Origin of the sequence: Streptomyces recifensis (genome assembly GCF_002154615.1) — a bacterium.
GTDB lineage: Bacteria > Actinomycetota > Actinomycetes > Streptomycetales > Streptomycetaceae > Streptomyces > Streptomyces griseoluteus.
In genome coordinates this window covers 1-8510 of the sequence record NZ_MUNH01000010.1, presented here as the reverse complement: position 1 = coordinate 8510, position 8510 = coordinate 1, and the positions used below count along the sequence as shown (strand labels likewise).

Sequence of the window (8510 nt, the reverse complement as noted above, 5' to 3'; positions counted from 1 at the left end):
AGACCCTGGTGTTCCGCGGCGGCGTTCCCGAGAGCCAACACGACGTGATGCGGGCGCCGTTCCAGGAGGGCGACTTCCCGGCCCCGGTGAAGTACGGCTATCTGAGCGTCGGCGTGGTCGAGCGGGGACCCGATGAGCTGATCGGCCGTACGGTCTTCTGCCTCCACCCGCACCAGAGCCGTTACGTCGTTCCGGTGAGCGCCGTGACCGTCGTGCCCGACCGGGTGCCCGCCGCGCGGGCCGTGCTCGCCGGGACCGTGGAGACCGCCGTGAACGCCCTGTGGGACGCGGCCCCGCAGATCGGGGACCGGATCAGCGTGGTCGGCGGCGGCATGATCGGCTGCTCGGTCGCCGCCCTGCTCGCCCGCTTCCCCGGCATCCGTCTCCAGCTCGTCGACGCCGACCCCGCCCGCGCCGAGACCGCCAAGGCCCTCGGCGTCGACTTCGCCACTCCGGACGAGGCCACCGGCGAGCGCGACCTCGTCATCCACGCCAGCGCCACCGAACAGGGCCTCATCCGCGCCCTGGAACTCCTCGCTCCCGAGGGCACCGTCGTGGAGCTGAGCTGGTACGGCGACCGGCGCGTCACCCTGCCGCTGGGGGAAGCCTTCCACTCCCGCCGGCTCACCCTCCGCGCCAGCCAGGTCGGCACCGTCTCCCCGGCCGCCCGCCCCGGCCGGGGTTACGCCGAGCGGATGGCCCTCGCCCTGGACCTGCTCGCCGACCCGGCACTGGACGCGCTCATCACCGGAGAGAGCGATTTCGGTGAACTCCCCGAGCTGATGCCCCGCCTGACGAGCGGCGGGATCCCCGCCCTGTGCCACCGCATCCGCTACCCCGACCCGGCCTGACCTGAGAAAAGAGTGAGAGAGGGCTGAACACGGGGAACCGAAGAACCGTATTACCCGGCAACCCCCGGACGGGAACCTCCGGGGGACCAGACGCGCCGCACCTGGAGGGTCGTCCGTTGTTCAGCATCACCGTCCGCGATCACATCATGATCGCCCACAGCTTCCGCGGCGACGTGTTCGGACCCGCGCAGCGCCTGCACGGCGCCACGTTCCTGGTGGACGCGACCTTCCGCCGTGAGCAGTTGGACGAGGACAACATCGTGGTCGACATCGGCCTCGCCACGCGTGAACTCGGTTCCATCACAGCCGAGTTGAACTACCGCAACCTGGACGACGACCCCGAGTTCGCCGGGGTCAACACCTCCACCGAGTTCCTGGCCAAGGTCGTGGCCGACCGGCTCGCCGAGCGCATCGCCAAGGGAGCGCTCGGCGAGGGGGCGAAGGGCCTGTCCGCGCTCTCGGTGACCCTGCACGAGTCCCACATCGCCTGGGCGAGCTACGAGCGTGGCCTGTGAGCGACCTGACCGTGGACCGGGCCCGTCTCGCCTACGTGCCCCCACAGCCCCGCGCCGTCAAGAAGACCGAGCACACCGAGAACTTCGGGATCATCCCCATGTCGCTGCGCACCGTGCACTTCGTCATGCCGGGCGGCGTCGACGACCCGGCCGCGCCCAGCGGCGGCAACGCCTACGACCGCCGGGTCTGCCTCGACCTGCCCGGCTTCGGCTGGCAGGTCGTCCGGCACGCCGCCCCCGGCGCCTGGCCGGACCCGGACGCCGACGCCCGCGAGTCGCTCGCCCGCACCCTCGCCCAGATGCCCGACGACACCGTGGTCCTGCTGGACGGCCTGGTCGCCTGCGGAGTGCCCGAGATCGTCGTCCCCGAGGCCGAACGGCTCCGGATCGCCGTCCTCGTCCACCTGCCGCTCGGCGACGAGACCGGCCTGGACCCGGCCGTGGCCGCCGACCTCGACGCCCGCGAACGCGCCGTGCTGCGCGCCGTGCCCGCCACCATCGCCACCAGCGACTGGGCCGTACGCCGTCTGGTCGCCCACCACGGTCTCGCCCCCGACCGCGTCCACCTCGCCGCCCCCGGCGCCGACATCGCGCCGCTGGCGCCCGGCACCGACGGCATCTCCCACCTGGTGTGCGTCGCCGCCGTCACCCCGCGCAAGGGCCAGCACCGCCTGGTCGAGGCCCTCGCGGCCGTGCGGGACCTGCCCTGGACCTGCTCGCTGGTCGGCGGCCTCGGCACCGACCCCGAGTACGTCGCCACGCTGCGCGCCCAGATCGAGCGGCACGGCCTCGCCGACCGGCTGCACCTGACCGGTCCCCGCACCGGCGCCGACCTCGACGCCAGCTACGCCGCCGCCGACCTCCTGGTGCTCACCTCCTACGCCGAGACCTACGGCATGGCGGTCACCGAGGCCCTCGCGCGCGGCATCCCGGTCATCGCCACCGACGTGGGCGGGCTGCCCGAGGCGGTCGGCCGCGCCCCCGACGGCGGCGTGCCCGGCATCCTCGTCCCGCCGGAGGACCCCGCCGCCATCGCCGCCGAATTGCGCGGCTGGTTCGGCGAGCCCGACGTGCGCCGCCGCCTCAAGGCCGCCGCGCGCGGCCGGCGCAGCGCGCTCGGCGGCTGGGCCGCCACCGCCCGCAGCCTCGCCGGGGTCCTCGGCAGGCTCCCCGGCGTCCCCAGGAGGGCCGCATGACCGACGCCACCACCGAGGAGGAACACCGGGTGAACGACGGTACCGAGCCCACCGGCACCTCCGACGTCATCGCCGGCGCCGGCCCCGTCGGCCGCCCCGGCGAGCGGGCCACCGTACGGCTGCGCGAGGGGGACGCCGACGAGGGGCCCCGGTACGCGCCCGAGTGGCTCCAGCTCCGGGAGCCGGCCGACGCCGACGCCCGGGCCCTGGGTCTGCTGGAGCCGCTCGGCAAGCGGCTGGCCGAACTCCCCTCGCGGGAGGGCGGGCTGGTCATCCACGACCTTGGCTGCGGCACCGGCTCGATGGGCCGCTGGCTGGCCGCCCGGCTGGACGGGGCCCAGCACTGGGTGCTGCACGACCGGGACCCGTACCTGCTGCACTTCGCGGCCGTCGCCTCCCCGCGCGCCGCCGCGGACGGCGGCCGGGTCACCGTCGAGACCCGGCGCGGCGACGTCGCCCGGCTCACGCCGGACGCGCTGTCCGGCGCCTCGCTGGTGACGGCGTCCGCGCTGCTGGACGTGCTCACCCGCCCCGAGATCGAGACGCTGGCCGCCGCCTGCGCGGGCGCGGGCAGCCCCGCGCTGCTCACCCTGTCCGTCGCCGGACGCGTCGAGTTCGCGTCCCCCGACCCGCTGGACGCCGACCTGGCCGAGGCGTTCAACGCCCACCAGCGCCGGGGCGGCCTGCTCGGCCCGGACGCGGTCACCGCGGCCGGCGAGGCGTTCGCCGGACACGGCGCGTCGGTACGGGTGCACCCGAGCCCCTGGCGGCTCGGCCCGGAGCACGCGGCGCTCACCGCGCAGTGGCTGCGCGGCTGGGTCGGCGCGGCCGTCGAGGAGCGGCCCGCCCTGCGGACCCGCGCCGAGGAGTACCTGCGCGCCCGGCTGGCCGCGTGCGAGGCGGGCGAGCTGGAGGTCGTGGTGCACCACAGCGACCTGCTGGCGCTGCCCCGGCCGGTGGAGGCGTGATGAACGGGCGGACGGGCGCGGCGGTCGCGGAGACCCGAGACACCGGCCTTCCGGAGCCGTCGGAGCCCGCCCGGCCGCCCGGTACACCCGACGGAAACGTCACTGCCCGGCGCACGCTGCGCACCCACGTCGGCACGGTCGTCGGCGTCGCCATCCTCGGTGCGCTGCTGTGGCGGCTGGGCACCGGGCCGCTGGTGGACGGGCTGCGCCGGATCGACACGGCGACCGTGCTCGCGGCCCTCGGGATCGGCGCCGTCACCACCGTCTTCAGCGCCTGGCGCTGGCAGTTGACCGCGCGCGGCCTCGGCATCCGGCTGCCGCTCGGCGCCGCCGTCGCCGACTACTACCGGGCGCTGTTCCTCAACGCGGCGCTCCCCGGCGGTGTCCTCGGCGACGTGCACCGGGCGGTACGGCACGGGCAGAGCGCCGGGGACATCCGGCGCGCCGTCAAGGCCGTCGTGCTGGAGCGGATCGCCGGGCAACTGGCGCTCGCCGTCTGCGGTGCCGCGCTGCTGCTCACCCTGCCGTCCCCGGTCCGCGACGACCTGCGGACCGTCGCGGTGCCGGTGGCGCTCGCCGGGGCGGGCGCGCTCGCGGTCGTCCTCGCCCTCCGCATGAACCGGGCGCCCGGCCGGCGCACCGGCTCGCTGCCGGGGAGCGGGCTGCTGCGGGAGGCGCGGCAGGGACTGCTGTCGCGGGAGAGCGGGCCCTGCATCGCGCTGTCCTCGGTGGTCGTCCTCGCCGGGCACCTCGGCATGTTCGTCGTCGCCGCCCGGATCGCCGGCAGCGGGGCGTCCGTGGCGCTGCTGCTGCCGCTCGCGGTGCTCGCCCTGGTCGCCATGGGACTGCCGCTCAACGTGGGCGGCTTCGGCCCCCGCGAGGGCGTCACCGCCTGGGCGTTCGCCGCCGCCGGACTCGGCGCGAGCAGCGGCGTCGCCGTCGCCGTGGTGTACGGCGTGCTCAGCTTCGTCGCCGCGCTGCCCGGCGCCGCCGTCCTCGTCGCCCGCTGGGCCGGCGCCCTGCGCGGCTACCCGCGCGGCGCGGTGGGCGCCTCGGGCGAGGTCAGCAGCCGGAAGTACGGCTCGAAGTTCTCCACCAGCCCGGCCAGCAGGCCCTTCCCCTTCTCCACCGAGGCCAGGGACGGGCGGCCGATGACGCCCGATTCGGTGTAGGCGGCCATTCCCGTGGTGAGCAGATGACGACGGTCGTCGGCGGTGAAATCGGCCGACTCATGGCCAGGGCGGAGGAATTCGGGATGAGCGTGCAGCAGGATGGACGCCTCGATCTCCCCGGCGTGCATGTCGGTCAGCAGCGAGGTCTCCACACCCGCCCGCTGCCGCGCCTCCTCCCAGTCCTCGGCCGCCGGGTACAGCGCCATCCGCTCGCCCCGCGCCGAAGCCTCCTGCACGACATTGCCCAGCACATAGTTCCCGCCGTGCCCGTTGACCACCACGAGCGACTCCACGCCCGAGCGACGCAACGAGTCGGCGATGTCACGTACGACCGCATGCAGGGTAACGGAGGAGATACTGACCGTCCCCGGCCAGGCCGCGTGCTCGTGCGAGCACGCGAGGGTCACCGGGGGAAGGAGGTGCACCGGGTACGCGGCGGCGATCTCCCGCGCCACGGCGCATGCCACCAGCGTGTCGGTCGCCAACGGGAGGTACGGACCGTGCTGTTCGAAGCTCCCCACGGGAAGGACGGCGACCTGACGTGACACACCCGCCCCCCGCGCTCGTACGTCCTCGGTGGTGTCCGCGGGCATCACCCCGTAGGCCGCCGGTCGCGCGCCCGAACCACTCATGTTTCCCACGGCCTTTCGTCTCTGCTTAGGAATCAGATCATGACAGAAAACATCGGCGCCTTCGGCGGGAAGAACCCGCGTCGTTCGGGCACGGAACGCGTCGTGAACACTCCGCTGCCCACCGCGTACGGGCAGTTCCAGGCGATCGGCTACCTGGACCACGACCGGGGGGACGAGCAGGTCGCCCTGGTGCACGGGGACATCGGGGCCGAGAACGTGCTGGTGCGGCTGCACTCCGAGTGCCTGACCGGCGACGCCTTCGGCTCCCAGCACTGCGAGTGCGGGGAGCAGTTGGCGGCCGCGCTGCGCGCGGTGGTCGCCGAGGGCGCCGGTGTCGTCCTGTACTTGAGGGGTCACGAGGGCCGGGGCATCGGTCTGCTGGCCAAGCTGCGGGCGATGGCGCTCCAGGCGGAGGGTTTGGACACGGTCGAGGCCAACCTCGCGCTCGGTCTGCCGGTGGACGCCCGCGACTACCGGGTGGCGGCGGAGATGCTGCACGACCTGAAGGTGCGCTCGGTCCGGCTGATGTCCAACAACCCGCGCAAGCGGGAGGCGTTGACCAAGCACGGCATCGAGGTCGCCGAGCAGGTGCCGCTGCTGATCGAGCCGAGCGAGAACAACATCACGTATCTGCGCACCAAGCGCGAACGCCTGGACCACCACCTGCCCCACCTGGACGCGGTGGCCCACGGCTCCTGAGCCCCACCTTCCCCCATGCGAGACGTCCGGCCGGACTCCCCGGCCGGACGTCTCGTTTTGCACAGGACTTCTGGAGCGCGAGGGGCGGTTCAGCGGCTTTCGACCGCCGGCGGCACCGGCCAGCCCAGTGGCTCCAGCACCGCCCGCGTCCGTTCGTCGCGCAGCTCGGCCAGCCGGTCGTAGGCGGCGACGCCGGTACCGTACGCCTCCTCCACCTCGTCCAGCACCTCGCCGATCCGGGCCGGGTCCGGTGCGCCGGCCTCGAAGGTCAGCTGCGAGCCGACGTGCGTCATCAGGTGCCGCATCCCCTCCGGGCCGCCCCCGAGCATCCCGCTCTCGAACGGGCCGACGGTGGCCCAGCGCAGGCCGAGAGAGGCCCGGACCAGGTCGTCCAGGTCGGCCACGTCGATCACGCCCTCCTGGACCAGATGGATCGCCTGGTCGGTGAAGACCTTCTGGAGCCGGTTCCCGACATAGCCGGGGATCTCCTTCCTCAGCCGGATCGGCACCTTGCCCAGGCTCCGGTAGACCTCCATCGCCCGCTCCACCGTGCGGGCCGAGGTGTCGGGGCCGGGGACCACCTCCACCAGGGGCATCAGCTCGGGCGGGTTGAAGGGGTGGCCCACCACGATCCGGTCGGCCGCCGGGTTGCCCGCGGCGATCAGGGAGGGCAGCAGGGAGGACGAGGAGGAGGCCAGCACCACGTCGTCACCGGTGTGCTCGGCCAGCGTGGTGAACACCGCCTCCTTGACCGGCGTCCGCTCCGGCCCGGCCTCCTGCACGAAGTCCGCGCCAAGGGCGGCGCCCGCCAGGTCGTCGGTCGCGGTCACCGGCAGCCCGTGGAGGTCCCGCCGCACGATCTCCGGAAGGTCGGGGCGCGGGTCGCTCAGGCGGACCTCCCAGCCGGCCGCCCCGAACAGCCGGGCCCAGGACACGCCGATCACTCCGGCACCGACGATCGTCACGACGGCCACGGGACATCACTCCAGACAGGCGGGGGCGGGCACTACCCAGTCATGCCCGGTTCCCCGCGAGCCCGGCGCCCCCTCACCCCACCGGCGCAACGACCGCCTCGTGCACCAGGCGGCGCAGGTCGGGGAAGATCTTCAGGGTGCGGGGGCGTACCTGGGTCATGAACTGCACGGTCAGGTCCAGCGCCGGGGCCACCCAGAAGGCGGTGGTCGCCACCCCGGTCCAGCCGAAGGTGCCCGGCGCGGAGGGGGCCAGGGTGCGGGCGGGGTCGGTGACGACGGAGACGTTGAAGCCGAAGCCCAGGCCGTCGTTGGCGCGCTCCTGGTGGGCGGGGGCGCCGAACTCGCGCAGCACGGCGTCGCCGGGCAGCTGGTTGCGGGTCATCAGGGCGAGCGTGGCGGAGGAGAGCAGCCGGACACCGTCGAGTTCGCCGCCCCGGCGCAACAGCTCCATGAAGCGGTGGTAGTCGCCCGCGCTGGAGACCAGCCCGCCGCTTCCCGACAGGAACCGGGGCCGTCCGCGCACCGGCAGCCCCGCCACCGGGGTGATGCCGCCGTCCTCGGTCTCGCCGTACAACTCCGCGAGGCGGGGCTCCTGTTCGGGGGTGAGGTGGAATCCGGTGTCGGTCATGCCGAGCGGGCCGAGGACGCGTTCGGCGAAGAACGCGTCCAGCGGGCGGCCCGAGACGACCTCGACGAGGCGGCCCAGCACATTGGTGGCGACCGAGTAGTTCCACTGGGTGCCCGGCTCGAACTGGAGGGGCAGGGACGCGTACACCGCGATGGTCTCGGCGAGGTCGGCGCCGGAGGGCACGGAGGACTCCAGCCCGGCCGCGCGGTAGAGGGCGTCCACCGGGTGGTCGTGGTAGAAGGCGAAGGTCAGGCCCGCGGTGTGGGTGAGCAGATGCCGGACGCGGATGGGGCCGGCGGCCGGGCGGGTGCGTACGTCGTCCCCCGACCCGCTCACGTACACACGGGGGTCGGCGAACTCGGGGAGGTACCGGTCGATCGGGTCGTCCAGGTCGAGCAGGCCCTCCTCGACCAGCATCAGCACCGCCACCGCCGTCACCGGCTTGGTCATGGAGTAGATCCGCCACAGGGTGTCGGTCTCCACGGGGAGCCCGGCCGCGAGGTCACGGTGGCCGTAGGTGGTCAGATGCGCGACCCGGCCGCCACGGGCCACCGACACCAGGAAGCCGGGCAGCCGGCCCTCGTCCACGAGACCGGCCGCGTGCTGGTCGAGGCGGTCCAGCGCCTTCGCGTCCAGCCCCACGTCCCGCGGGGCGACTTCCTGTCGAAGCTGTGCCATGGCTCTCCTCCGGTCCTGCCGGCCCCTGTGCTGCCGGGCCGGTCTCCACGCTCATCGTGGCGCATGATCACCGTCAAGTACCCCGCCCTCAGCCGATCTTGTGAACGACGCGACACGACGCGGCACCCGCGCCGACGCGGCGATCTCGCGCAGCGTGAGCGAAGGGGAGCCCTGGGTGGCCACGCGTGGCCTCGGTC

General features: G+C 74.1%; 8 protein-coding genes and 1 pseudogene. 6 read left to right on the top strand and 3 right to left on the bottom strand.

Features of this window, described 5'->3' with window-relative positions; all coding sequences use genetic code 11:
* The 5 genes and pseudogenes from CCN33_RS00515 to CCN33_RS32615 all read left to right on the top strand — a co-directional run.
* On the top strand, positions 1-851 hold an 851-nt coding region (locus tag CCN33_RS00515; protein WP_086689975.1), incomplete at its 5' end, for a zinc-dependent alcohol dehydrogenase.
* Between the two features lie 116 nt (positions 852-967).
* A complete protein-coding gene (locus CCN33_RS00510) occupies positions 968-1366 on the top strand; it encodes a 6-pyruvoyl trahydropterin synthase family protein (protein WP_086689971.1) in 399 nt (132 codons plus the stop codon).
* Positions 1363-2562 carry a glycosyltransferase family 4 protein gene (locus CCN33_RS00505; RefSeq protein WP_086689969.1) on the top strand — a complete coding sequence of 400 codons (1200 nt, stop codon included), beginning with the start codon at positions 1363-1365 and terminating at the stop codon, positions 2560-2562. Before CCN33_RS00510 ends, CCN33_RS00505 begins: the two co-directional genes overlap by 4 nt.
* On the top strand, positions 2559-3530 hold the full coding sequence (locus tag CCN33_RS00500; protein WP_086689967.1) for a class I SAM-dependent methyltransferase: 972 nt from the start codon (positions 2559-2561) through the stop codon (positions 3528-3530). The genes CCN33_RS00505 and CCN33_RS00500 overlap by 4 nt, the downstream gene beginning before the upstream one ends.
* A pseudogene (locus CCN33_RS32615) lies at positions 3530-4453 on the top strand (lysylphosphatidylglycerol synthase transmembrane domain-containing protein); the annotation flags it as partial. The gene CCN33_RS00500 and the pseudogene CCN33_RS32615, both read left to right, overlap by 1 nt.
* 104 nt (positions 4454-4557) lie before the next feature.
* Here the strand turns inward: CCN33_RS32615 and CCN33_RS00490 are convergent.
* Positions 4558-5334, bottom strand: coding sequence for a creatininase family protein (locus CCN33_RS00490; RefSeq protein ID WP_086689973.1), 777 nt, complete (start codon positions 5332-5334; stop codon positions 4558-4560).
* Positions 5335-5373: 39 nt separating this feature from the next.
* Between CCN33_RS00490 and ribA the strand changes: the two genes are divergently transcribed.
* Positions 5374-6033: a GTP cyclohydrolase II gene (ribA, locus tag CCN33_RS00485; protein WP_086689963.1), complete on the top strand. Its 660-nt coding sequence runs from the start codon at positions 5374-5376 to the stop codon at positions 6031-6033.
* 89 nt (positions 6034-6122) lie between these two features.
* On the opposite strand, the gene CCN33_RS00480 is transcribed toward ribA, so the two are convergent.
* Together CCN33_RS00480 and CCN33_RS00475 are read right to left on the bottom strand one after the other, a co-directional pair.
* Positions 6123-7007, bottom strand: a complete 885-nt coding sequence (locus CCN33_RS00480) for a 3-hydroxyacyl-CoA dehydrogenase NAD-binding domain-containing protein (protein WP_086689961.1) — start codon at positions 7005-7007, stop codon at positions 6123-6125.
* 73 nt (positions 7008-7080) lie between these two features.
* Positions 7081-8313, bottom strand: a complete 1233-nt coding sequence (locus CCN33_RS00475; RefSeq protein ID WP_086689959.1) for a serine hydrolase domain-containing protein — start codon at positions 8311-8313, stop codon at positions 7081-7083.
* Positions 8314-8510: the final 197 nt, after the last annotated feature.